The organism is Pseudomonas sp. F8002, from assembly GCF_013385495.1.
Classification (GTDB): Bacteria; Pseudomonadota; Gammaproteobacteria; order Pseudomonadales; family Pseudomonadaceae; genus Aquipseudomonas.
On record NZ_JACAPW010000003.1, the window covers coordinates 221345 to 245644 of the forward strand.

Annotated in this window: 21 protein-coding genes; 16 read left to right on the forward strand and 5 right to left on the reverse strand. The window is 58.8% G+C overall.

The window, feature by feature from the left end; all coding sequences use genetic code 11:
• Window positions 1-2 precede the first annotated feature (2 nt).
• From sdhC to brnQ, 10 genes are all read left to right on the forward strand, one after another.
• On the forward strand, window positions 3-377 hold the full coding sequence (gene sdhC, locus HX811_RS06075) for a succinate dehydrogenase, cytochrome b556 subunit (protein ID WP_008433998.1): 375 nt from the start codon (window positions 3-5) through the stop codon (window positions 375-377).
• Window positions 371-739 carry a succinate dehydrogenase, hydrophobic membrane anchor protein gene (gene sdhD, locus HX811_RS06080; protein WP_003210573.1) on the forward strand — a complete coding sequence of 123 codons (369 nt, stop codon included), beginning with the start codon at window positions 371-373 and terminating at the stop codon, window positions 737-739. The genes sdhC and sdhD overlap by 7 nt, the downstream gene beginning before the upstream one ends.
• 3 nt (window positions 740-742) lie before the next feature.
• Window positions 743-2518, forward strand: coding sequence for a succinate dehydrogenase flavoprotein subunit (gene sdhA / locus HX811_RS06085; protein ID WP_003210572.1), 1776 nt, complete (start codon window positions 743-745; stop codon window positions 2516-2518).
• Between the two features lie 11 nt (window positions 2519-2529).
• The gene (locus HX811_RS06090; protein WP_003210571.1) at window positions 2530-3234 is read left to right on the forward strand and encodes a succinate dehydrogenase iron-sulfur subunit; all 705 of its coding nucleotides are present in this window, start codon (window positions 2530-2532) and stop codon (window positions 3232-3234) included.
• 262 nt (window positions 3235-3496) lie between these two features.
• Window positions 3497-6328, forward strand: a complete 2832-nt coding sequence (locus HX811_RS06095) for a 2-oxoglutarate dehydrogenase E1 component (RefSeq protein ID WP_003210570.1) — start codon at window positions 3497-3499, stop codon at window positions 6326-6328.
• 44 nt (window positions 6329-6372) lie between these two features.
• Window positions 6373-7605, forward strand: coding sequence for a 2-oxoglutarate dehydrogenase complex dihydrolipoyllysine-residue succinyltransferase (gene odhB, locus HX811_RS06100; RefSeq protein WP_008434003.1), 1233 nt, complete (start codon window positions 6373-6375; stop codon window positions 7603-7605).
• Between the two features lie 95 nt (window positions 7606-7700).
• Window positions 7701-9137 carry a dihydrolipoyl dehydrogenase gene (gene lpdA, locus HX811_RS06105; RefSeq protein WP_003210568.1) on the forward strand — a complete coding sequence of 479 codons (1437 nt, stop codon included), beginning with the start codon at window positions 7701-7703 and terminating at the stop codon, window positions 9135-9137.
• Between the two features lie 214 nt (window positions 9138-9351).
• Entirely contained in the window at window positions 9352-10518 is a 1167-nt protein-coding gene (sucC, locus tag HX811_RS06110) for an ADP-forming succinate--CoA ligase subunit beta (protein WP_003210567.1), read from the forward strand.
• Window positions 10518-11399, forward strand: coding sequence for a succinate--CoA ligase subunit alpha (sucD, locus tag HX811_RS06115; RefSeq protein WP_003210566.1), 882 nt, complete (start codon window positions 10518-10520; stop codon window positions 11397-11399). Before sucC ends, sucD begins: the two co-directional genes overlap by 1 nt.
• 417 nt (window positions 11400-11816) lie before the next feature.
• Window positions 11817-13130 (forward strand): branched-chain amino acid transport system II carrier protein, encoded by a 1314-nt coding sequence (brnQ, locus tag HX811_RS06120; RefSeq protein ID WP_003210565.1) that lies wholly within the window; start codon window positions 11817-11819, stop codon window positions 13128-13130.
• A 149-nt stretch (window positions 13131-13279) separates the two neighbouring features.
• On the opposite strand, the gene HX811_RS06125 is transcribed toward brnQ, so the two are convergent.
• Window positions 13280-13522, reverse strand: a complete 243-nt coding sequence (locus HX811_RS06125; RefSeq protein WP_003210564.1) for a hypothetical protein — start codon at window positions 13520-13522, stop codon at window positions 13280-13282.
• 157 nt (window positions 13523-13679) lie between these two features.
• Here HX811_RS06125 and HX811_RS06130 point away from each other — a divergent pair, with 157 nt between their 5' ends.
• From HX811_RS06130 to HX811_RS06145, 4 genes are all read left to right on the forward strand, one after another.
• Complete coding sequence (locus HX811_RS06130; protein ID WP_003210563.1) at window positions 13680-14156, forward strand: PaaI family thioesterase; 477 nt, start codon at window positions 13680-13682, stop codon at window positions 14154-14156.
• Window positions 14153-14605: a PaaI family thioesterase gene (locus tag HX811_RS06135; RefSeq protein WP_177019613.1), complete on the forward strand. Its 453-nt coding sequence runs from the start codon at window positions 14153-14155 to the stop codon at window positions 14603-14605. Before HX811_RS06130 ends, HX811_RS06135 begins: the two co-directional genes overlap by 4 nt.
• Window positions 14606-14694: 89 nt before the next feature.
• Window positions 14695-16599 carry a molecular chaperone HtpG gene (gene htpG / locus HX811_RS06140; protein ID WP_003210561.1) on the forward strand — a complete coding sequence of 635 codons (1905 nt, stop codon included), beginning with the start codon at window positions 14695-14697 and terminating at the stop codon, window positions 16597-16599.
• A gap of 66 nt (window positions 16600-16665) precedes the next feature.
• Window positions 16666-17394: a dienelactone hydrolase family protein gene (locus tag HX811_RS06145; RefSeq protein ID WP_177045215.1), complete on the forward strand. Its 729-nt coding sequence runs from the start codon at window positions 16666-16668 to the stop codon at window positions 17392-17394.
• A 135-nt stretch (window positions 17395-17529) separates the two neighbouring features.
• Here HX811_RS06145 and HX811_RS06150 read toward each other — a convergent pair whose 3' ends face one another.
• Both HX811_RS06150 and HX811_RS06155 read right to left on the reverse strand, forming a co-directional pair.
• On the reverse strand, window positions 17530-18402 hold the full coding sequence (locus HX811_RS06150; protein ID WP_003210559.1) for a pirin family protein: 873 nt from the start codon (window positions 18400-18402) through the stop codon (window positions 17530-17532).
• 64 nt (window positions 18403-18466) lie between these two features.
• On the reverse strand, window positions 18467-18883 hold the full coding sequence (locus tag HX811_RS06155; protein ID WP_003210558.1) for an OsmC family protein: 417 nt from the start codon (window positions 18881-18883) through the stop codon (window positions 18467-18469).
• Window positions 18884-19023: 140 nt separating this feature from the next.
• Here HX811_RS06155 and HX811_RS06160 point away from each other — a divergent pair, with 140 nt between their 5' ends.
• The gene (locus HX811_RS06160) at window positions 19024-20028 is read left to right on the forward strand and encodes an amidohydrolase family protein (protein WP_003210556.1); all 1005 of its coding nucleotides are present in this window, start codon (window positions 19024-19026) and stop codon (window positions 20026-20028) included.
• A gap of 148 nt (window positions 20029-20176) precedes the next feature.
• Window positions 20177-21802, forward strand: coding sequence for a methyl-accepting chemotaxis protein (locus HX811_RS06165; RefSeq protein WP_003210555.1), 1626 nt, complete (start codon window positions 20177-20179; stop codon window positions 21800-21802).
• A gap of 505 nt (window positions 21803-22307) precedes the next feature.
• Here HX811_RS06165 and fabB read toward each other — a convergent pair.
• Both fabB and fabA read right to left on the reverse strand, forming a co-directional pair.
• A complete protein-coding gene (gene fabB, locus HX811_RS06170) occupies window positions 22308-23528 on the reverse strand; it encodes a beta-ketoacyl-ACP synthase I (protein ID WP_003210553.1) in 1221 nt (406 codons plus the stop codon).
• Window positions 23529-23539: 11 nt separating this feature from the next.
• Complete coding sequence (gene fabA / locus HX811_RS06175; protein ID WP_003210552.1) at window positions 23540-24055, reverse strand: 3-hydroxyacyl-[acyl-carrier-protein] dehydratase FabA; 516 nt, start codon at window positions 24053-24055, stop codon at window positions 23540-23542.
• Window positions 24056-24300 lie beyond the last annotated feature (245 nt).

Here is a 24300-nt window from a genome sequence, read left to right on the forward strand (position 1 = left end):
CCGTGAATAGCCAACGACCTGTAAACCTAGACCTAAGGACCATCAAACTCCCCATCACCGGCGTAACGTCGTTCCTGCACCGTGTATCCGGCATCATCCTGTTTCTTGGCCTGGGCATCATGCTTTATGCATTGAGCAAATCCCTGGGTTCGGAAGAAGGGTACGCCGAGGTGAAGGCATGCTTGACCAGTCCGCTGGCCAAATTCGTCGCCTGGGGCCTCCTGTCCGCTCTGCTTTATCACCTTGTGGCCGGTATTCGCCACTTGATCATGGACATGGGTATCGGTGAGACGCTGGAAGGCGGCAAGCTGGGCTCGAAAATCGTCATCGCCATTTCCGTGGTGCTGATCGTTCTGGCGGGAGTTTGGATATGGTAACCAGCGTTACGAACCTGTCGCGTTCGGGCCTCTATGACTGGATGGCGCAACGTGTGTCTGCGGTTGTTCTCGCGGCTTATTTCATCTTCCTGATCGGGTACCTCGCGGCGAACCCTGGCATTGGCTACGCCCAATGGCACGGCCTGTTCGCTCACAACGGGATGCGCATCTTCAGTCTGCTGGCCCTTGTAGCCCTGGGCGCTCACGCCTGGGTTGGCATGTGGACCATCGCGACCGACTACCTGACGCCGATGGCGCTGGGCAAGTCCGCGACAGCAGTACGGTTTCTCTTCCAGGCAGTATGCGGCGTCGCGATGTTCGCTTACTTCGTCTGGGGTGTGCAGATTCTTTGGGGTATCTGATTCATGGCTAACACAGTTAATACGCTTTCATTCGACGCCATCATCATTGGCGGCGGCGGTGCCGGCATGCGCGCTGCGCTGCAACTGGCCCAGGGCGGTCACAAGACTGCCGTGATCACCAAGGTGTTCCCGACCCGTTCCCACACCGTTTCGGCCCAGGGTGGCATCACGTGCGCCATCGCCTCCGCCGATCCAAACGATGACTGGCGCTGGCACATGTACGATACCGTCAAGGGTTCCGACTATATCGGTGACCAGGACGCTATCGAATACATGTGCTCCGTAGGCCCGGAAGCGGTCTTCGAGCTGGAACACATGGGTCTGCCGTTCTCCCGTACCGAACAGGGTCGCATCTACCAGCGTCCGTTCGGCGGTCAGTCGAAAGACTTCGGTAAGGGTGGCCAGGCCGCTCGTACCTGTGCCGCAGCCGACCGTACCGGTCACGCGCTGTTGCACACCCTGTACCAGGCCAACCTGAAGGCCGGCACCGTATTCCTCAACGAATACTACGGCGTCGACCTGGTGAAGAACGAAGACGGTGCCTTTGTAGGCATGATCGTTATCTGCATCGAAACCGGTGAAACCTCTTACGTGCGGGCTAACGCCACCGTATTGGCGACCGGCGGTGCAGGCCGTATCTACTCTTCGACTACCAACGCCCTGATCAACACCGGTGACGGTATCGGCATGGCCCTGCGTGCAGGCGTTCCGGTACAAGACATCGAAATGTGGCAGTTCCACCCGACCGGCATCGCCGGCGCCGGTGTACTGGTTACAGAAGGTTGCCGTGGTGAAGGTGGCTACCTGATCAACAAGAACGGCGAGCGCTTCATGGAGCGTTATGCTCCGAACGCCAAAGACCTTGCCGGTCGTGACGTTGTAGCCCGTTCCATGGTTAAAGAGATCATCGCCGGTAACGGCTGTGGTCCCGATGGCGACCACGTAATGCTGAAGCTCGATCACCTCGGTGAAGAAGTGCTGCACAGCCGTCTGCCAGGTATCATGGAGCTGTCCAAGACCTTTGCCCACGTTGATCCGGCTGTTGCGCCGATCCCGGTTGTTCCAACTTGCCACTATATGATGGGCGGCGTTGCCACCAACATTCATGGCCAGGCGATCACCCAGGACGCCGACGGTGTCGACCAGATCATCCCAGGTCTGTTCGCGGTAGGTGAAGTGGCGTGCGTATCGGTTCACGGTGCCAACCGCCTGGGTGGCAACTCGCTGCTCGACCTGGTGGTATTCGGTCGCGCCGCCGGCCTGTTCCTGGAACAGACCCTGAAGGAAGGCGTTGATTACGCGCGTCCACGCCAGTCCGACATCGACGCTGCCCTGGCACGTCTGGATGGCCTGAACTCGCGTACCGATGGCGAAGACGTCGCCTCCCTGCGCAAAGAGCTGCAAAGCTGCATGCAGAACTACTTCGGTGTGTTCCGTACCGGCGAATACATGCAGAAAGGTATCGCCCAGCTGGCTGACCTGCGTACGCGCATCGCCAACGTCAAGATCAACGACAAGAGCCAGGCGTTCAACACCGCTCGAATCGAAGCCCTTGAGCTGCAAAACCTGCTGGAAGTGGCTGAAGCGACTGCGATCGCCGCCGAGGTTCGTAAAGAATCCCGTGGTGCTCACGCTCGTGAAGACTATGAAGACCGCGACGACGAAAACTGGTTGTGCCACACCCTGTACTTCCCGGGTGACAAGCGCGTAACCAAGCGTGCCGTGAACTTCTCGCCGAAGACGGTTCCGACGTTTGAACCGAAGATTCGGACTTACTAAGGGTGGCTGCCATGTTGAAAGTCAGTGTTTATCGCTACAACCCTGATCAGGACGCTGCGCCGTTCATGCAGGAATTCCAGGTCGATACCGGTGGTAAGGACCTGATGGTGCTGGACGTGCTGGCCCTGGTTAAAGAGCAGGACGAAGGTTTCTCCTATCGTCGCTCTTGCCGTGAGGGTGTTTGCGGCTCCGACGGCATGAACATCAACGGCAAGAACGGCCTGGCGTGCATCACGCCGCTGTCTTCCGTGGTGAAAGGCAACAAGTTGGTTGTTCGTCCGCTGCCAGGTTTGCCGGTTATCCGTGACCTGGTCGTCGATATGAGCATCTTCTACAAGCAATACGAGAAGGTTAAGCCATTCCTGCAGAACGACACGCCGGCTCCGGCCATCGAGCGTCTGCAGACTCCGGAAGAGCGCGAGAAGCTGGACGGTCTGTACGAGTGCATCCTGTGCGCTTGCTGCTCGACTTCCTGCCCGTCCTTCTGGTGGAACCCCGACAAGTTCCTGGGCCCAGCTGCCCTGCTGCAAGCGTACCGCTTCCTGGCAGACAGCCGTGACACCAAGACTGCCGAGCGTCTGGCTTCGCTGGATGACCCGTTCAGCGTATTCCGCTGCCGCGGGATCATGAACTGCGTCAACGTATGTCCCAAAGGCCTGAACCCGACTAAGGCCATTGGTCACGTACGTAGCATGCTGCTGCAAAGCGGCGTGTAACAGACGTTGTAGTAAAAGCAGGACCGTTGTGCCCGTAGATGCTACGGCGCAGGCTTCAACCGGCGCCGTAGTTTTAACTTGAGCAGCGACTTACAAAGACGCGGCTCTTATTTTGAAGAAATGAGACAAGCAGGGGCATTCGGGTTGGTACCCGAACTATCAGCGTGATCCTAAGTGGCTTGTTTTGGTCGCTGCACTTGGCCTTTTGCAAGCAAACTCGGTGTTTTCGCCGGTGGTGTCCCCAAATCGAGGGTGACCAAGCATGCAAGAAAGCGTGATGCAGCGCATGTGGAACAGCGGCTATCTTTCAGGTGGTAACGCTGCCTATGTGGAAGAGCTTTATGAGCTCTACCTGCACGACCCTAACGCTGTGCCAGAAGAATGGCGCACCAAATTTCAGACGTTGTCTTCAGACGGCAACGCTGCCACCGATGTATCGCACGCAACAATTCGCGATCAGTTCGTGCTGCTGGCAAAGAACCAGCGCCGCGCCCAGCCGGTTTCTGCCGCAAGCGTGAGCAGTGAGCACGAGAAGAAGCAAGTTGAAGTACTGCGACTGATCCAGGCCTACCGTATGCGTGGCCACCAGGCAGCCCAGCTTGACCCGCTGGGGCTGTGGCAGCGTCCTGCACCTGCAGACCTGTCGATCAATCATTACGGCTTGACCAATGCCGATCTTGATACGACCTTCCGTGCCGGCGACCTGTTCATCGGCAAAGAGGAAGCGAGCCTACGCGAAATTCACGAAGCGTTGCAGCAGACATATTGCCGCACCATCGGTGCCGAATTTACGCACATCACTGATTCCGAGCAGCGCCACTGGTTCCAGCACCGCCTTGAAGGCGTGCGTGGTCGCCCGGTGCTGTCTGCGGACGTCAAGAGCCACTTGCTCGAGCGCGTCACTGCAGCGGAAGGCCTGGAAAAATACCTGGGCACCAAATACCCGGGCACCAAGCGTTTCGGCCTGGAAGGCGGCGAAAGCCTGATCCCGATGCTCGACGAGCTGATCCAGCGTTCCGGTTCCTACGGCACCAAGGAAATCGTGATCGGCATGGCCCACCGTGGCCGCTTGAACGTGCTGGTCAACACCTTCGGCAAGAACCCGCGCGAGCTGTTCGACGAGTTCGAAGGCAAGAAGAAGGTCGAGCTGGGTTCCGGTGACGTTAAATATCACCAGGGCTTCTCGTCCAACGTAATGACCACCGGCGGTGAAGTTCACCTGGCCATGGCGTTCAACCCATCCCACCTGGAGATCGTTTCGCCAGTGGTCGAGGGGTCGGTACGTGCGCGCCAGGATCGTCGTAACGATTCCACCGGTGAGAAGGTCCTGCCGATTTCCATCCACGGTGACGCGGCGTTCGCCGGTCAGGGTGTGGTCCTGGAAACGTTCCAGATGTCGCAGACTCGCGGCTTCAAGACCGGCGGTACCGTTCACATCGTCATCAACAACCAGGTGGGCTTCACCATCAGCAACCCGCTGGACGCACGCTCTACCGAGTACGCGACCGACGTTGCCAAGATGATCCAGGCGCCGATCCTCCATGTGAATGGTGATGATCCGGAAGCCGTGTTGTTCGTGACCCAGTTGGCCATCGATTACCGCATGCAGTTCAAGCGTGACGTGGTCATCGACCTGGTCTGCTACCGTCGTCGCGGTCACAACGAAGCGGATGAGCCTAGCGGCACCCAACCGTTGATGTACCAGCAAATCACCAAGCAGCGCACCACCCGTGAGCTGTATGCCGATAGCCTGATCAAGGCCGGCGTGGTGGACGATGCACGTGTTCAGGCGAAGATCGATGAATACCGCAACGCGCTGGACAACGGCCTGCATGTCGTGAAAAGCCTGGTTAAAGAGCCGAACAAAGAGTTGTTCGTTGACTGGCGTCCGTACCTGGGCCACGCCTGGACTGCGCGTCACGACACCTCGTTCGATCTGAAGACCCTGCAGGAACTGTCGGCCAAGCTGCTGGAAATCCCAGACGGTTTCGTCGTACAGCGCCAGGTTGCGAAGATCTACGAAGACCGTCAGAAGATGCAAGCCGGCGGCCTGCCGATCAACTGGGGTTACGCTGAAACCATGGCGTACGCGACCCTGGCGTTCGAAGGTCACCCGATCCGCATGACTGGCCAGGACATCGGCCGCGGTACGTTCTCGCACCGTCACGCTGTGTTGCACAACCAGAAAGACGCGGGCACCTACATCCCGTTGCAGAACCTGTACGAAGGCCAGCCACGTTTCGACCTGTACGATTCGTTCCTGTCCGAAGAAGCCGTACTGGCGTTCGAATACGGTTACTCGACCACCACGCCTCAGGCGCTGGTGATCTGGGAAGCCCAGTTCGGCGACTTCGCCAACGGTGCCCAGGTGGTTATCGACCAGTTCATCACCAGCGGCGAGCACAAGTGGGGCCGTCTGTGCGGTCTGACCATGCTGCTGCCACATGGTTATGAAGGTCAGGGTCCGGAGCACTCCTCGGCCCGTCTGGAGCGTTACCTGCAATTGTGCGCCGAGCACAACATCCAGGTGTGCGTGCCGACTACCCCGGCCCAGATCTACCACTTGCTGCGTCGCCAGGTGATCCGCCCGCTGCGCAAGCCGCTGGTAGTGCTGACGCCGAAATCGCTGCTGCGTCATAAATTGGCCATCTCGACCCTGGAAGATCTGGCGGATGGTTCGTTCCAGACCGTTATTTCAGAAATCGATACCCTCGACGCGGCCAAGGTCACTCGCCTGATCCTGTGCAGCGGCAAGGTTTACTACGATTTGCTGGAAAAACGCCGTGCCGAAGGCCGCGAAGACATCGCCATCGTGCGGATCGAGCAGCTTTACCCGTTCCCGGAAGACGACCTGATGGAGGCCATCGCGCCTTACACCAACCTCACCAATGTGGTGTGGTGTCAGGAAGAACCGATGAACCAGGGCGCGTGGTACAGCAGCCAGCATCATCTGCGTCGCAGCATCGGCAATCACAAACAGGCACTGGGCCTGGAATACGCCGGTCGTGATGCTTCTGCTGCACCTGCGTGTGGTTATGCGTCGATGCACGCCGAACAGCAGGAAAAACTGCTGCAAGATGCTTTCACTGTTTAACGCCTTCGCGCTGACTGAAACCGAATTTTAAGGACCCACAGATAATGGCTATCGAAATCAAAGCCCCGTCATTCCCGGAATCGGTTGCCGATGGCACCGTTGCCACCTGGCACAAGAAACCAGGCGAGGCCGTCAAGCGTGACGACCTGATCGTCGACATCGAAACCGACAAGGTCGTGCTCGAAGTGTTGGCTGAAGCTGACGGCGTGCTGGGCGCAATCGTTGCCGAAGAAGGCGCTACCGTCCTGTCGAACCAGGTACTGGGCTCGATCGAAGAGGGCGGTGCTGCTGCCGCTGCTCCTGCTCCTGCCGCCGCTGCGGCACCGGCTGCTGCCGCAGCTCCAGCTGCTGCACCGGCTGCGGGTGGCGAAGATCCAATCGCTGCACCGGCTGCGCGTCAGCTGGCTGACGAAAACGGCATCAACCTGGCGTCCATCAAGGGCACCGGCAAAGATGGCCGTGTGACCAAGGAAGACGTGGTTGCCGCCGTTGAAGCCAAGAAAAACGCTCCAGCTGCTGCGCCTGCCAAGGCTGCTGCCCCGGCTGCCGCTGCTCCTGTGTTCGCCGCTGGCGACCGCACCGAGAAGCGCGTACCGATGACCCGCGTGCGTGCCACCGTGGCCAAGCGCCTGGTTGAAGCACAGTCGAACATGGCGATGCTGACTACTTTCAACGAAGTCGACATGACCGAAGTCATGGCCCTGCGTTCGAAGTACAAGGACCTGTTCGAGAAGTCCCACAACGGCGTACGCCTGGGCTTCATGTCGTTCTTCGTGAAAGCGGCCACCGAAGCGCTGAAACGCTTCCCGGCAGTCAACGCTTCCATCGACGGCGGCGACATCGTTTACCACGGTTATGCTGACGTCGGCGTTGCCGTCTCCAGCGACCGTGGCCTGGTGGTACCGGTTCTGCGTAACGCCGAGCTGATGAGCCTGGCTGAAATCGAAGGCGGCATCGCCAACTTCGGCAAGAAAGCCCGTGACGGCAAACTGACCATCGACGAGATGACCGGTGGTACCTTCACCATCACCAACGGTGGTACTTTCGGTTCGATGATGTCGACTCCGATCGTCAACCCGCCACAAGCTGCGATCCTGGGCATGCACAACATTCTGCAGCGTCCTATGGCGATCAACGGCCAAGTGGTTATCCGCCCGATGATGTACCTGGCGCTGTCGTACGATCACCGCCTGATCGATGGTAAAGAAGCCGTGACTTTCCTGGTGACCATCAAGAACCTGCTGGAAGACCCGGCTCGTCTGCTGCTGGATATCTGATAAAGCGGCGGTGCGCCGTACCACCCGGTCTGCCGCGAGGCAGGCCGGAGTGCGGCTCACGGCTTGAAGCTTTTAGCTAAAGAGGATTTTTTTTCATGTCGCAGAAATTTGACGTTGTAGTGATTGGCGCAGGCCCTGGCGGCTACGTTGCCGCCATCAAGGCCGCACAACTGGGCCTCTCGACTGCTTGCATCGAAAAATACACCGACAAGGAAGGCAAACTGGCGCTGGGCGGTACTTGCCTGAACGTTGGCTGCATTCCTTCCAAGGCGCTGCTGGACAGCTCCTGGAAATTCCACGAAGCGCAAGACGGTTTTGCCATCCACGGCATCAACCACGCTGGCGTGACCATGGACGTGCCAGCGATGGTCGGCCGCAAGGCCAACATCGTTAAAGGCCTGACTTCCGGCGTTGCTACCCTGTTCAAGGCCAACGGCGTTACTTCCCTGCAAGGCCACGGCAAACTGCTGGCCGGCAAGAAAGTTGAAATCACCAAGCCTGACGGTTCGACCGAAATCATCGAAGCCGAGAACGTGATCCTGGCTCCAGGTTCGCGTCCAATCGACATTCCACCGGCTCCGGTTGACCAGAACGTGATCGTTGATTCGACCGGCGCCCTGGAATTCCAGGCGGTTCCAAAACGTCTGGGCGTGATCGGCGCTGGCGTGATCGGCCTGGAACTGGGTTCGGTCTGGTCCCGCCTGGGTTCCGAAGTGACCGTGCTGGAAGCCCTGGACACGTTCCTGCTGGCTGCCGACACCGCAGTGTCCAAAGAAGCGCTGAAAACCCTGACCAAACAAGGTCTGGACATCAAGCTGGGCGCTCGTGTTACCGGTTCCAAGGTTAACGGCGAAGAAGTTGTCGTGACCTACACCGACAAGGATGGCGAACAGACCATCACTTTCGACAAGCTGATCGTAGCCGTTGGTCGCCGTCCGGTGACCACTGACCTGCTGGCTTCCGACAGCGGCGTGAACATCGACGAGCGTGGTTTCATCCACGTTGACGATCACTGCGCTACCACCGTGCCGGGCGTCTACGCCATTGGCGACGTGGTTCGCGGCATGATGCTGGCGCACAAGGCTTCCGAAGAAGGCATCATGGTTGTCGAGCGCATCAAGGGTCACAAGACCCAGATGAACTACGACCTGATCCCGTCGGTTATCTACACCCACCCGGAAATTGCATGGGTCGGCAAGAACGAACAGCAGTTGAAAGCTGAAGGCGTTGAAGTTAACGTCGGCACCTTCCCGTTTGCCGCTTCTGGCCGTGCCATGGCAGCCAACGACACCGGTGGTTTTGTCAAAGTCATCGCTGATGCCAAGACTGACCGCGTATTGGGCGTCCATGTGATCGGCCCAGGCGCAGCAGAACTGGTTCAGCAAGGCGCAATCGGTATGGAATTCGGCACCAGCGCCGAAGACATCGGCATGATGGTTTTCTCCCATCCGACCCTGTCCGAAGCGCTGCACGAAGCCGCGTTGGCAGTGAATGGCCATGCCATCCACATCGCCAACAAGAAGAAGCGCTAAGCGAGATAATAAGAAACCACGGCGGTTGCCCGTCGTGAGCCTTGTGCGCAAGACTCACCGCGGAATATCCGCTGGACGCAGTCTTGCGCAGTTTCACCACCCAGGGTTCAAGCCTTTGGTGGTTTGACTGTGCAAGCAGCAGTCACAGGTGGCGCGGCACTCAATAAAGAGCGCAGCGCCGAATGCGCAGTACCTAACGAAGACGGTAATAAGCATGAATCTTCACGAGTATCAGGGTAAGCAGCTGTTCGCTGAGTACGGCCTGCCAGTATCCAAGGGTTACGCAGTAGACACCCCGGAAGCAGCAGCAGAAGCTTGCGACAAAATCGGCGGCACCGAGTGGGTTGTCAAAGCCCAGGTCCACGCTGGTGGTCGCGGTAAAGCGGGCGGCGTCAAGCTGGTTCGCAGCAAAGAAGACGCCAAAGCCTTCGCTCAGCAGTGGCTGGGCAAGCGTCTGGTGACTTACCAGACTGATGCCAATGGCCAGCCAGTCACCAAGATCCTGGTTGAATCGTGCACTGATATCGCTAAAGAGCTGTACCTGGGCGCTGTCGTTGACCGTTCGAGCCGTCGCATCGTGTTCATGGCCTCCACCGAAGGTGGCGTGGACATTGAGAAGATCGCTGAAGAAACCCCAGAAAAAATTCTGAAAGCCACTATCGATCCACTGGTTGGCGCTCAGCCATTCCAGGGTCGCGAGCTGGCATTCCAGTTGGGTCTGGAAGGCAAGCAAGTTGCCCAGTTCGCCAAGATCTTCGTAGGTCTGGCCAAACTGTTCCAGGATCACGATCTGGCCCTGCTGGAAGTGAACCCGCTGGTGATCAAGGCTGACGGCGATCTGCATTGCCTCGATGCCAAGATCAACATCGACGCCAACGCCATGTACCGTCAGCCTAAGCTGAAGACTTTCCACGATCCGTCGCAAGACGATCCGCGCGAAGCGCACGCTGCCAAGTTCGAACTGAACTACGTAGCCCTGGAAGGTAACATCGGTTGCATGGTCAACGGTGCTGGCCTGGCCATGGGTACCATGGACATCGTCAACCTGCATGGCGGCAAACCAGCCAACTTCCTCGACGTAGGCGGCGGTGCCACCAAAGAACGCGTTACCGAAGCGTTCAAGATCATCCTGTCCGACTCCAACGTCGCTGCAGTACTGGTCAACATCTTCGGCGGCATCGTTCGTTGCGACATGATTGCCGAAGGCATCATCGGTGCAGTGAAAGAAGTCGGCGTTAAAATCCCGGTTGTTGTGCGCCTTGAAGGTAACAACGCTGAACTGGGCGCTAAAGTACTGGCAGAAAGCGGTTTGAACATCATCGCTGCTACCAGCCTGACCGACGCTGCTCAACAAGTTGTCAAAGCTGCGGAGGGCAAATAATGAGCGTCCTGATCAATAAAGACACCAAGGTTATCTGCCAGGGTATTACCGGTTCCCAGGGTAGTTTCCACACCCAGCAAGCCATCGAATACGGCACCAAGATGGTGGGTGGCGTTACGCCTGGTAAAGGCGGCACCGAGCACCTGGGCCTGCCAGTGTTCAACACCGTGAAAGATGCTGTAGCTGCCACTGGCGCCACCGCCAGCGTGATCTACGTTCCAGCTCCTTTCTGCAAGGACTCCATCCTGGAAGCAGCATTCGGCGGCATCAAGCTGATCGTTTGCATCACCGAAGGCATTCCTACCCTGGACATGCTGGACGCTAAAGTTAAGTGCGACGAGCTGGGCGTAGTCCTGATCGGCCCTAACTGCCCAGGCGTGATCACTCCAGGCGAATGCAAGATCGGCATCATGCCAGGTCACATTCACTTGCCAGGTAAAGTCGGTATCGTTTCCCGTTCCGGCACCCTGACCTACGAAGCTGTCAAGCAGACTACTGACGCCGGTTTCGGTCAGTCGACTTGCGTCGGCATCGGCGGTGACCCGATCCCAGGCTCGAACTTCATCGACATCCTGAAGCTGTTCCAGGAAGACCCGAAGACCGAAGCGATCGTAATGATCGGTGAGATCGGCGGTTCGGCTGAAGAAGAAGCGGCTGCCTACATCAAGGCACACGTGACCAAGCCGGTTGTTTCCTACATCGCTGGTGTGACTGCCCCTGCTGGCAAGCGCATGGGCCATGCTGGCGCAATCATCTCTGGCGGCAAGGGTACTGCAGACGAGAAGTTTGCTGCCCTGGAAGACGCAGGCGTTAAAACCGTGCGTTCGCTGGCAGACATCGGCAAGGCTTTGTCCGAGCTGACCGGTTGGGCTGTCAAGTAAGCCTCGCGCTTAACTGACGCTTCACCCCACAAAGGCCACCTTCGGGTGGCCTTTGTGCATTCTGAAGGTTGGTGGAGATCAACATGTGGGAGCGGGCTTGCTCGCGAAAGCGGTGTGTCAGTCAGCTCATGAGTGGCTGATACACCGCTTTCGCGAGCAAGCCCGCTCCCACATTCGATCGTATTTCAAAATTTAGATATAAAAACGCGACATAAAAATGTCGCTTATCGGACAGTTCGCCCCGCAACAGTGCGTTTGACCCGCAAATTCGTTAGGCTAGCCGCCTCTTTATGCGTACGCATCCCAAAAGGAAGCCTCGCGCCAGACCGGTCGGTCCCCATCCGGACCGGCAGTATTTCCCTCATCCATAGGGAAGCCCTCTCTAAATTCCGATTCAGTAGTGTGGTATTTCCTCAAATGAAAGTGTTGAAAAGCCAGGACATCCTGGCGTTGGGCTTTATGACTTTTGCCCTGTTCGTGGGCGCCGGCAACATCATCTTCCCGCCAATCGTCGGTTTGCAGTCCGGGCCTCATGTCTGGATGGCAGCGCTGGGCTTCCTGATCACCGCGGTCGGTTTGCCGGTGATCACCGTTGTCGCCCTGGCCAAGGTCGGTGGTGGCATGGACGCGTTGAGCAGTCCGATCGGCAAGATCGCCGGTGGCTTGCTGGCAGCGGCGGCCTACCTGGCTGTCGGCCCGTTGTTCGCCACCCCGCGAACCGCCACCGTTTCCTTTGAAGTGGGCCTGGCGCCGCTGACCGGTGAAAGCCCGCTGGCGCTGTTCCTCTACAGCTCGGTGTACTTCCTGCTGGTGTTCTTCATCTCCCTGTACCCGGGCCGTCTGCTGGATACCGTCGGTCGTTTCCTGGCACCGTTGAAGATCATCGCCCTGGCCGTATTGGGCATTGCTGCCTTTGCCTTGCCGGCCGGCGATGTGGGTGTTGCCACCCCTGAGTACGTGGCTGCACCGTTCTCCCAGGGCTTTATCAATGGTTACCTGACCATGGATACCCTCGGCGCCCTGGTGTTCGGCATTGTGATCGTCAACGCGATCCGCTCCCGTGGCGTCGAGTCGCCGAAGCTGATCACCCGCTACGCGATCATCGCCGGGCTGATTGCCGGTGTGGGCCTGGCGCTGGTGTACATCAGCCTGTTCCGCCTCGGTTCGGGCAGCCATGAAGTGGCGGCCGGTGCCGCCAACGGCGCCGCCGTGCTGCACGCCTACGTCCAGCACACCTTCGGCTCCCTGGGCAGCGGCTTCCTCGCCGTGCTGATTTCCCTGGCGTGCCTGGTAACCGCGGTGGGCCTGACCTGCGCCTGCGCCGAGTACTTCAGCCGCGTACTGCCGCTGTCCTATAAGACCCTGGTGGTGATCCTGGCGGTATTCTCGCTGTTTGTGTCCAACCTGGGCCTGACCAAGCTGATCGCGTTCTCGATCCCGGTGCTGACCGCCATCTACCCGCCGTGCATCGTGCTGGTGGCCCTGAGCTTCTGTAAGGACTTCTGGCAGGAGCAGGGCCGGATCGTTGGCCCGGTGATGCTGGTGTCGTTCATCTTCGGTTGCATTGACGCGCTGAAGGGCGCGGGCCTGGCTGACTGGATGCCATCGCAACTGGCTCACCTGCCGCTGAGCGAGCAGGGCCTGGCGTGGCTGGTGCCTTCGGTGATGACGCTGGTGGTTGCGGTGGTGATTGACCGCCTGCTGGGCAAACGCAGTGAAGCGATGGCTTAAACGTTTAGCCATTAACTTGTGCCGAGGTTTAGTTCGAAGTTTCGAGCTGCCCGGCCGGGTTAAAAACACCGGACAAAGTAAAGCCCGCTATTAAGCGGGCTTTCTTTTGCAACATGACTTTTCAAGTCACAGTGTTCAAGTCGTCAGACTCAAGAACCGGTTGCAGGTGTTGCTTCTTTCGCAGCAGCTTCGTTCGATTCAGCCTGAGCTTTGGCAGCATCGGCGTTTTCTTTCGCAGCGTCGTTCACTTTATCCTGTGCTTTCGCCATGTCTTTTTGAGCTTGCTCAGAGTGTGCTGCGGCGTCTTGGGCTTTGTCTTCGGATTTTTTGTCGCAGGCAGCGAGGCCGAGGGCAGCAGCCAGCATCATGGAAATAGCTAAAGTCTTGCGCATGGGGTGTTTCTCCTTATTGAAGATATCTACTGGCCTTTCGAGCCTATGCCCAACGCTTAGTTCCTTAAATCTCACAGATATATAAGGCTTTTCCCTAGGGAACTTTCAGCAAGGTTGTCTACTCCGCCGGCTCCACACTAATAAGAGTCTTTAACGAATGACCGAAAATCCTCTTTTATCCCGTGCCACGCGCTTTGTTTCAGCCTTGCGCCACTGCCAGGTGCTGGGCATCCAGGTGCACGCCGCCAGTGAGGACGGCATGACGCTGGTGCTGCCCTATGCTCCGCATATCGTCGGTGACCCGCAGACCGGCGTGATCCACGGCGGCGCCATCACATCCTTGATGGACACCGCCTGTGGCATGGCTACCTTGTGCGTACTGCCGGAGTTCGAGGTTTGCCCGACCCTGGACCTGCGCATCGACTACATGCACCCGGCCGAGCCCCATAAACCGGTATTCGGCTTTGCCCAGTGCTACCGGGTGACCACCGACGTGATCTTCACCCGCGGCTTCGCCTACCAGGACGATCCGCAGCAACCGATTGCCCACGTGGTGGGCACGTTCATGCGCATGGGCAAGCGCCTCAAGGGCAGCCAGGGCCTGGGCAATGCAATCAAGGGAGAACAGGCATGACCCATCAATTCAAGACCCGTCTGCAGCAAGCCCACGAGCGCGGCAACTATGACGCGCTGCTCAACCTGATTCCCTACGCCAGGCTGATCGGTATCGAATGCACGCGCCTGGGGGATGAATTGCTGTTCCGCATGCCGGCTAACAAGGACAACATTGGTAACCCGATATTGCCGGCGATCCACGGCGGGGTGATCGCGGGCTTCATGGAGCTGTCCGCAGCCTTGCATTTGCTGGTATTCACCGGTGCGCCTGGTGTTCCCAAGATCATCGATTTCTCCCTGGATTACCTGCGCGCCGGCCAGTTTCGTGACACCTACGCCAAATGCCAGGTGTGGCGCCAGGGCCGGCGGGTGGCCAACGTGGCGATTACCGCGTGGCAAAGTACCCAGGCCGAACCGATTGCCACCGCCCGTGCGCATTTCAAGATTGAGGAACCGGCTCGCCCTTGAAATCCTGGTCTTAGCCCCCAACTTTGATGACAACCCGCCGCCAACCCTCAAGGGCGCGGCCACTGCCATCCAATTGGAGTTTGATGACCATGAGTGTGGAAACTCAAAAGGAAACCCTGGGCTTCCAGACCGAGGTGAAGCAACTGCTGCACCTCATGATCCATTCGCTGTATTCCAACAAGGAAATTTTCCTTCGCGAATTGATCTCGAACGCCTCTGACGCTGTCGACAAATTACGTTTCGAAGCCCTGTCCAAGCCTGAGTTGCTGGAAGGTGGCGCGGAACTGAAAATCCGTGTGAGCTTCGACAAGGACGCGAAAACCGTCACCCTCGAAGACAACGGTATCGGCATGAGTCGTGACGATGCGATCACCCACCTGGGGACCATCGCCAAATCCGGCACCGCTGATTTCATGAAGAACCTGTCGGGCGACCAGAAGAAAGATTCGCACCTGATCGGCCAGTTCGGCGTGGGCTTCTACTCGGCCTTCATCGTTGCCGACAAGGTTGAAGTATTCAGCCGCCGTGCCGGCCTTGCCGCCAGCGAAGGCGTGCACTGGTCTTCCAAGGGCGAGGGTGAATTTGAAATCGCCACGGTCGACAAGGCTGATCGTGGTACCCGCATCGTCCTGCACCTGAAGTCCGGTGAAGACGAGTTCGCCGATGGCTGGCGTCTGCGCAATATCATCAAGAAGTACTCCGACCACATCGCGTTGCCGATCGAGTTGCCGAAAGAACAAGCGGCGGCTGAAGGCGAAGAAGCCCCAGCCCAGGAATGGGAAGTGGTCAACCGCGCCAGCGCCCTGTGGACCCGTCCTCGTACCGAAGTCAAGGACGAGGAATACCAGGAGTTCTACAAGCACATCGCCCACGATTACGAAAACCCGCTGAGCTGGAGCCACAACAAGGTCGAAGGCAAGCTGGAATACAGCTCGCTGCTCTACGTACCGGCCCGTGCTCCGTTCGACCTGTACCAGCGTGAAGCGCCGAAAGGCCTGAAGCTGTATGTGCAGCGCGTATTCGTGATGGACCAGGCGGAATCGTTCCTGCCGTTGTACCTGCGCTTTATCAAGGGCGTGGTTGACTCCAACGACCTGTCGCTGAACGTGTCGCGGGAAATCCTGCAGAAAGACCCGATCATCGACTCGATGAAGTCGGCGCTGACCAAGCGTGTCCTCGACATGCTGGAAAAGCTGGCGAAGAACGAGCCTGAGCAATACAAGGGCTTCTGGAAAAACTTCGGCCAGGTCATGAAAGAAGGCCCGGCAGAAGATTTCGCCAACAAGGAAAAAATCGCCGGCCTGCTGCGTTTCGCATCGACCAACGGTGACGACGGCGAGCAGAACGTTTCCCTGGCCGAATACCTGGCGCGCGCCAAGGAAGGTCAGGACAAGATCTACTACCTGACCGGTGAAACCTACGCTCAGGTCAAGAACAGCCCACACCTGGAAGTCTTCCGCAAGAAAGGCATCGAAGTGCTGCTGCTGACCGACCGCATCGACGAGTGGCTGATGAGCTACCTCAGCGACTTCGACGGCAAGAGCTTTGTTGACGTCGCCCGCGGCGACCTGGACCTGGGCAACCTGGATTCCGAAGAAGACAAAAAAGCCGCTGAAGAAGTGGCCAAGTCCAAAGAGGGCCTGGTTGAGCGAATCAAGACCGCCTTGGGCGATGCCGTCAGCGAAGTGCGGGTTTCCCACCGTCTGACCGATTCCCCGGCGATCCTGGCCATCGGCGAGCAGGACCTGGGCATGCAGATGCGTCAGATCCTGGAAGCCAGCGGTCAGAAGGTTCCGGATTCCAAACCGATCTTCGAATTCAACCCGGCTCACCCGCTGATCGAGAAACTCGACGGCGAGCAGAGCGAAGAGCGGTTTGGCGACCTGTCGCACATCCTCTTCGACCAGGCAGCCCTGGCTGCCGGCGACAGCCTGAAAGACCCGGCCGCTTATGTGCGCCGACTGAACAAGCTGTTGGTTGAACTGTCGGTTTAACACCGTTGTAGAAAAACCCGCTTCGGCGGGTTTTTTCGTTCTGGAGCCTTTCACCTGGAGTAAATGATGAGCCAAATCACCGTGCGTTCCGTGGTCTATCAGATTGATGGCCAGTCTTATGAAAGCCGCCTGGCATTTGATGCCAGTCATAAGGGCCCGCTGCCAGGGTTGTTGATGGCGCCGAACTGGATGGGTGTCAGTGCCGGCGCTGAAGAGATCGCCAAGAGCGTGGCCAGCAAGGGCTACGTGGTGCTGCTTGCCGACCTGTACGGGCAAACCGTCCGCCCTTCGAACGGCGATGAAGCGGGTGCGGCGATGATGCCGTTGAAGAATGACCGGCCGCTGTTGAACAAGCGCATGCAGGTCGCGCTTGATCAGCTGAAAACCCAGACTGAAGCGGCGGTGGATACCTCGAAGCTGGCGACCTTTGGTTTCTGCTTCGGTGGTTGCTGCTCCCTGGAGCTGGCACGTACCGGTGCACCGTTGAAAGCTGCCGTTTCGTTCCACGGCAGCCTCGACACGCCGAACCCGGCCGATGCAAAAAACATCAAGGGTTCCGTGCTGGTGTTGCACGGTGCTTCCGACCCGTTGGTGCCGAAGGAGCAACTGCCGGCGTTTGAAGACGAAATGAACGCCGCCGGTGTGGATTGGCAATTGCTGAGCTACGGCGGTGCGGTGCACTCGTTTACCGACCCGCACGCGAATGTGCCGGGCAAGATGATGTATGACGCGAAGACCGCTGCGCGGGCCTTCCAGTCGATGCATAACTTGCTGGATGAAGTGTTCAAGGGCTGATAGTTCGGTTGCCTGAGCTGGCCCCTTCGCGAGCAAGCCCGCTCCCACATTTTAACCGTGTACATCCTGAAGGAACGCGGTCGAAATGTGGGAGCGGGCTTGCTCGCGAAGGCTATTTCACAGGCAATAAAGCGCTTAAGCCTTGCCTCCAGGCAACTCGATCCGCTCACTTTCCCCCGGCACTGTCGGCCAATCCCCAGCCGCCCAACGCTGCCGAGCCTGCTCGATCAACGCCGGATCACTCGCGACAAAATTCCAGTTAATCCGCCGTGGCCCATCCAGCGCCGCGCCGCCGAACACCACCAGGTGGCAATCGGTCTCGGCAAACAGCCCCATGCTTGCGCCTGCCGGCAACACCACCAGGCTATGCACCTCCAGCGCTTCGCCATCCAACTGCGCCTCACCCTCCAGCACATACACCGCCCGTTCTTCATGCTCATCCGGGATCAGCAGGGTGGTAGCCGTCTGCATCCGCACCTCGGCATACAAGGTGGGCGACAACACCGGCACCGGCGATTCGAGGCAAAAGCCATTGCCGGCAATCAGGCGAATCTGCACGCCGAGGTTATCGCTCACCGGCAAGCTGGCGGCCGGATGATGGCTGTAATGCCCAGGCCCTTGTTCATGTTCCTTGGGGGAGGCCAGCCACACTTGCAACCCGTGCAGGCTGAAACCACTGGCCTTCAACGCCTCGGGGCTGCGTTCAACGTGGGCAATGGCACTGCCGGCTGTCATCCAGCTGACGTCCCCGGCCTTGACCACCTGATCGGAGCCGAGGCTGTCCTTGTGCAGGAGTTCGCCTTCAAACAGGTAGGTCAGGGTAGAGAGGCCGATGTGCGGGTGTTGGCGAATGTTCATGCCGGTACCCGGGGCATAACGGGTTTGCAGCATATGGTCGAAAAACACGAAAGGCCCGACGCTGCGGCATTGCCTGGAGGGCAGTGGGCGCAGGATCGGTTGGCCTTCCACATCTTCGGCGCGCGGGCGAATCACGGTCACGGTGGTCATGGTGCTTCCCAGTCTGAGCGGGTCTGATGGTACTGAGCATAACCCGCTCGACGGGAGGTTGCCGCTACTGGCTGAAGGCGCCTTCGGAGAGCCGGGTCTCGATGGTGACTTCGGCCGTGGTCATCAGCTTGTGCACCGGGCAGCGATCCGCCACGCGGTGCAGCTCGTCGCGCTGCTCGTCAGTGAGTACGCCCTTGAGGGTCAGTTTGACGTTGAGCTTGTATTTGCCCTTTTGCTCTTCGGTGCTGTCATGGGTGACTTCCACGGTCACGCCGGTCAGCGGTATGTCTTTTTTCTGCGCATAGAGCTTGACGGTCAGGGCCTTGCAGGACGCCAGTGCGGCGTCGAAGTAATCGTGGGGGGAGGGCGCCGAATCGTCGCCGCCCAAGCTCTTGGGCAGGTCGGTAAACAGCTCGTGGTTATTGATATTGACGCTGTGGCGGAAGTTTTCGGCGTTCAGCGTGTTTACGGTAACAGGCATGGCAAACCTCACAGGGTGGCAGGAAGAAGCTCATGCAGTTATAGAGCATGCTGGCACGTTGGTGTTCCCCGTTGTTTACCGCTGAACCCGCAGGCGCGGCCCGAGGTCTACCGGCATTAGCCCTTGTTTGAGATACCCCCGTGCGCCGGACCCGCCTGAGTATTGCCCTGTTGCTGACCGCCGCAAGCCTTGCGGTGCAGGCTCGCGACTATGCCTACAGCGATGCACACCTGCATTACGTCGATTTCTTCCAGGAGTCGGCGGGCATGGATAAATTACTCAAGGCCATGGCCGATAATCGCATCGAGCACGTGATGATTTCCGGCATTCCGGTGGCCAAGAAATGGCATGAGGACGAACCCAAGCGGCCGCGCTATTACGCCGGGGACGACGCCGACGCCTATTGGTACAGCGCCACCGACGTGTTCGTCGCCGATGCGGTCAATAAACTGAGCCCGGAGCAACGTCAGCGCTTTCATCCGTTCCTCAGTGGTTTCAATCCCAACGATAAAAATGCCGCATCCCATATCCAGCGCATGCTCGACCTCAATCCTGGGCTCTGGCAAGGCATCGGCGAAGTCTTCACCCGTCACGACGACCTGACCGCGCTGACCTCCGGCGACACCCCAAGGGCCAACAACGAGGCGATGACCCGCATCTATCACCTGGCCGCGGAGAATGATCTGCCGGTGATGGTGCATTCCAACATCACCTCCAAGCGTGAGAAAAATCCGTTGTACCTGGCGGAAATGGAAGAGCCGCTGCGTAATCACCCACACACCCGGTTTATCTGGGCCCATGCGGGCAGCAGCATGGAGATCCATCGGCACCAGACGCAGATGGATTTTTTGCTGCCGACCCTGGCGCGCATGCTGGAGGCTTACCCCAACCTTTACGTCGACCTGTCCTGGAGCGTGCTCACGCCTTACTTGCTGGATGAGGCGGGAAAGCCACGCCCTGAGTGGGTAAAGCTGGTGGAGCGCTTCCCGGACCGCTTCATGCTTGGCTCAGACGTAGTAGGACGCTTCAACAAGCTCGGTAAGGAAATGCGCAGCTTTGACCCGTTCCTCGATGCGTTGCCTGAGGATGTGGCCAGAAAGGTCGCACGGGACAATTTCCTGGCGATTCTGCCCAAGCCCAGGTGATGGGTTTAGCTGAATCGCTACAGCCGGGGCGGGGCGATCATAAGGCGTTTTGATATCGCGTTTTCGTCTTAGGCAAACGTCTCAACTCGCCGATACCTTTCAAGAGCCCGCTGCAGGTGGATGCAGCGCTTTTGGAAGGATTCCGAGCATGAATATCAGAAGTCTGAATATCGCCCCTCGCGCCGGCCTGGGGTTTGGTTTGCTGGCGCTGATGGTGTTTGCCCTGGGCGGGTTCGCCTTGTTGCAGATGGGCAATATGCGCCAGCAGTCTGACCAGGTGGAAAACAACTGGCTGCCCAGCGTGATGGCGGTCGGCGAGATGAATCAGGACCTGCTGCGGGTGCGGGCCCTGACGTTGCGGCTGCTGCTTAACCGCGACCCGCAGGCAATCACGCAGAATGAGCAGAAAATCACCGAGCTGAAAAGCGGCCTGCACAAGGCTCAGTCCCTCTATGAAGGCTTGATCGTGCTGCCTGAAGAGCGAGTGCTGTTCGATCGCTTTAAAACCGAGGAAGAGCGTTACCTGCAGCGCCAGGAACAGGTGATGGCGTTTTCCCGGGCGAATCAGTTGGAAGACGCGATCAAGGTGGTCAACGGCGAGATGAACCAGTTGGCCGACGAACTGGCCGGTACCCTGCGTGAGCTGGTGACGTTGAACAAGGTCAGTGCCAATCAGGCGGCGAGCCTGGCGCAAAGTGTGTTCACGCAATCGCGCAGTTGGGTGGTTGGCATGATTGCCGTGACGGCGCTGATCACCATCGGCCTGGCGTTGTTGCTGACCCGCAGTATTGTGCTGCCGTTATCCCAGTCTTTGAAAGTCGCCCAGGGTGTGGCCAGTGGCGATCTGACCGGGGTGATTACTGTCAGCGGCCAGGATGAGCCGGCGCGTTTGCAGCAGGCGCTGAAAAGCATGCAGGAGAGCCTGCGGGAAACCATTCGGCGTATTTCCGATTCGTCCAGCCAGTTGGCGTCGGCTTCCGAAGAGCTTAGTTGCGTGACCGAAGATGCCACCCGTGGGTTGCATCAGCAGAGTCAGGAAATCGAGCAGGCGGCTACTGCGGTGAACCAGATGACGGCGGCGGTGGAGGAGGTGGCGAGCAACGCGGTGGCTACGTCCCAGGCATCGCGGGAGTCGGATCGTATCGCTCAGCACGGGCGCGAGCAGGTGCATCAGACGGTGTTGTCGATTGAGTCCCTGGCGGATGATGTGACGGCCAATGCGACTCAGGTGGAGGACCTGGCGCAGAAGGTGTATGGCATCAGCAAGGTGCTGGATGTGATTCGTTCGATTGCCGAGCAGACCAATTTGCTGGCGCTGAATGCCGCCATCGAAGCGGCGCGAGCTGGGGATGCCGGGCGTGGGTTTGCGGTGGTGGCGGATGAGGTGCGGGCCTTGGCGCATCGTACGCAGCAGTCGACCCAGGAAATCGAGCAGATGATCAGTGGGATTCAGCAGGGGACTGATCAGGCTGTCAGCTCCATGCAGCAGAGCAATACTCGGGCGCGTTCGACGTTGGATATCGCCAAGTCGGCGGGGACGGCGCTGGAGGAGATTGCTTCGGCGTTTACCCTGATCAATGAGCGCAACCTGGTGATTGCCAGTGCCTCGGAGGAACAGGCGGCGGTGGCGCGGGAGGTGGATCGCAATTTGATGAATATTCGCGATTTGGCACAGCAGACTTCGGCGGGGGCGAATCAGACCAGTGCGGCGAGCCAGGAGTTGTCGCGGTTGGCGGTGGATCTCAACACGATGGTGGCTCGGTTTTCGGTTTAGGTTGTTGGGGGGGCATATCCGTTGCTGCGGTCACGGCGGCTTATGGTTTCGCTCTTACAGCGAGTCACTTTGCAAAAAAGCGGCAAAGTAACCAAAGCGCTCTGCCCCGCCTGTCGGCGGGGCGCCTAAGATCAAAAGCAAGAGCACGGCGGCCTGGAAGCCGACCTGAGTGTTAGAAGCAAAAGCAGAACCGCTTTTCTGTCGGAGCCGGCTTGCCGGCGAAAACCTGAGAACGCCGCGTTGAATCAGGATGCCAGCGTCATCGTTAACGACCTTCGCGAGCAAGCCCGCTCCCACATTGGACCGTGCCCGTTTTAGCTTTTGATTTTGCTTCTAAACACTCAAGCCTGAGCGAGGTGCCGAGTGATCGGGCAAGAGCGTTTTGCTTACTTTTGACTGGGCACGCATTCCGGCTTTCAAAAGTGAGCCACTGTAAGCGCGGTAAACGGGTAAAAAAACGCCCCGAACCAGTCGGGGCGTTTTCAGGCGATCAAGCTGCGGGAGCTTACTTACCCTGCCAGCGTTTCAGCACCAGGGTGGCGTTGGTGCCACCAAAGCCGAAGCTGTTGCTCATCACTGTATTGATGGTCGCATCTTCACGAGTCTTGGTCAGGATAGGCATGTCAGCCACGTCCGGGTCCAGTTCCTCGATGTTGGCAGAACCTGCCATGAAGTTGCCTTCCATCATCAGCAGGCAGTAGATCGCTTCGTGAACGCCAGCGGCGCCCAGGGAGTGACCCGACAGGCTCTTGGTAGAGCTGATCGCCGGAGCCTTGTCGCCGAATACCGCACGCACGCCTTCCATTTCCTTGGAGTCGCCGACCGGAGTCGAAGTACCGTGGGTGTTCAGGTAGTCGATCGGGGTATCAACGGTGGACATGGCCATCTGCATGCAGCGGATGGCGCCTTCGCCGCTTGGCGCAACCATGTCGTAGCCGTCGGACGTCGCGCCGTAGCCGACGATTTCCGCGTAGATCTTCGCACCACGGGCCAGGGCGTGTTCCAGCTCCTCGACCACCACCATGCCGCCACCGCCGGCAATGACGAAACCATCACGGTTCTTGTCATAGGCGCGGGAGGCTTTGTCCGGGGTTTCGTTGTACTGGGTCGACAGGGCGCCCATGGCGTCGAACAGGAACGACTGGCTCCAATGTTCTTCTTCACCGCCGCCGGCAAACACGATGTCCTGCTTGCCCAACTGGATCTGCTCTACAGCGGTACCGATGCAGTGAGCACTGGTGGCGCAAGCGGAGGAGATCGAGTAGTTCACGCCCTTGATCTTGAACGGCGTGGCCAGGCAGGCGGAAACGGTGCTGCCCATGGTCCGCGTGACGCGGTACGGGCCAACGCGCTTGACGCCTTTCTCGCGCAGGATGTCCAGCGCTTCCATCTGGTTCAAGGTCGACGCGCCACCGGAACCGGCGATCAGGCCGGTGCGCACGTTGGATACCTGGTCTTCGCTCAGGCCGGAATCGGTGATCGCGTCCTTCATGGCCAGGTAGGCGTAGGCGGCTGCGTGGCCGACGAAGCGATAGATCTTGCGATCGATCAGTTCTTCGAGGGGCAGGTCGATGGAGCCGGAAACCTGGCTACGCAGACCCATTTCGGCATATTCCGGGTTGAAGCGGATGCCAGGGCGACTTGCACGCAGGTTAGCGGAGACGGTCTCTTTGTCATTGCCCAGGCACGAAACAATGCCCAGACCAGTGATAACGACGCGGCGCATGCGGATAACCCTTAAAAGTTGTCAGTGGAAGTGAATACGCCGACCCGAAGGCCTTCGGCAGTATAAATCTCGCGACCGTCGACAGTCACCGAACCATCGGCAATGGCCAGGTTCAGCTTGCCCTTGAGGACGCGCTTGATTTGAATGTTGTAGGTGACTTTCTTGGCGGTCGGCAAGACCTGGCCAAAGAACTTCACTTCGCCCGAACCCAGGGCGCGACCGCGGCCCGGCAGGCCTTGCCAGCCCAGGTAGAAACCGACCAGCTGCCACATGGCGTCAAGGCCCAGGCAGCCCGGCATCACCGGATCGCCTTCGAAATGGCAGGCGAAAAACCACAGGTCAGGGGTGATATCCAGCTCGGCGACCAATTCACCTTTGCCGTACTTGCCACCCTCTTCGCTGATATGGGTGATGCGATCCACCATCAGCATGTTCGGGGCGGGCAGTTGCGCGTTACCTGGGCCGAACAGCTCACCGCGACTGCAGCGCAGCAGGTCTTCCCGAGTAAAGGCGTTTTGTTTGGTCATGCGAGCTCCTCAATAATCCCATGCGGCAGGGCAGGGCAAATCTTCCCGGCCGACTGAAGCGTTCATGCCTCATATCGGCAGCCTACACATAGACTATTGCGTTGTAGTGAAAGTCACAGCGTCAAGGTCATGAATGTACACTTGTGCACTGAAATTATAAACCGGGCCGGTTTACGGGCCCGTTCGGGTGCCTAAGACTGCCGCACTTTCGTCTTTCACGCCAGTCGCAGTTGGCTGATGGCACC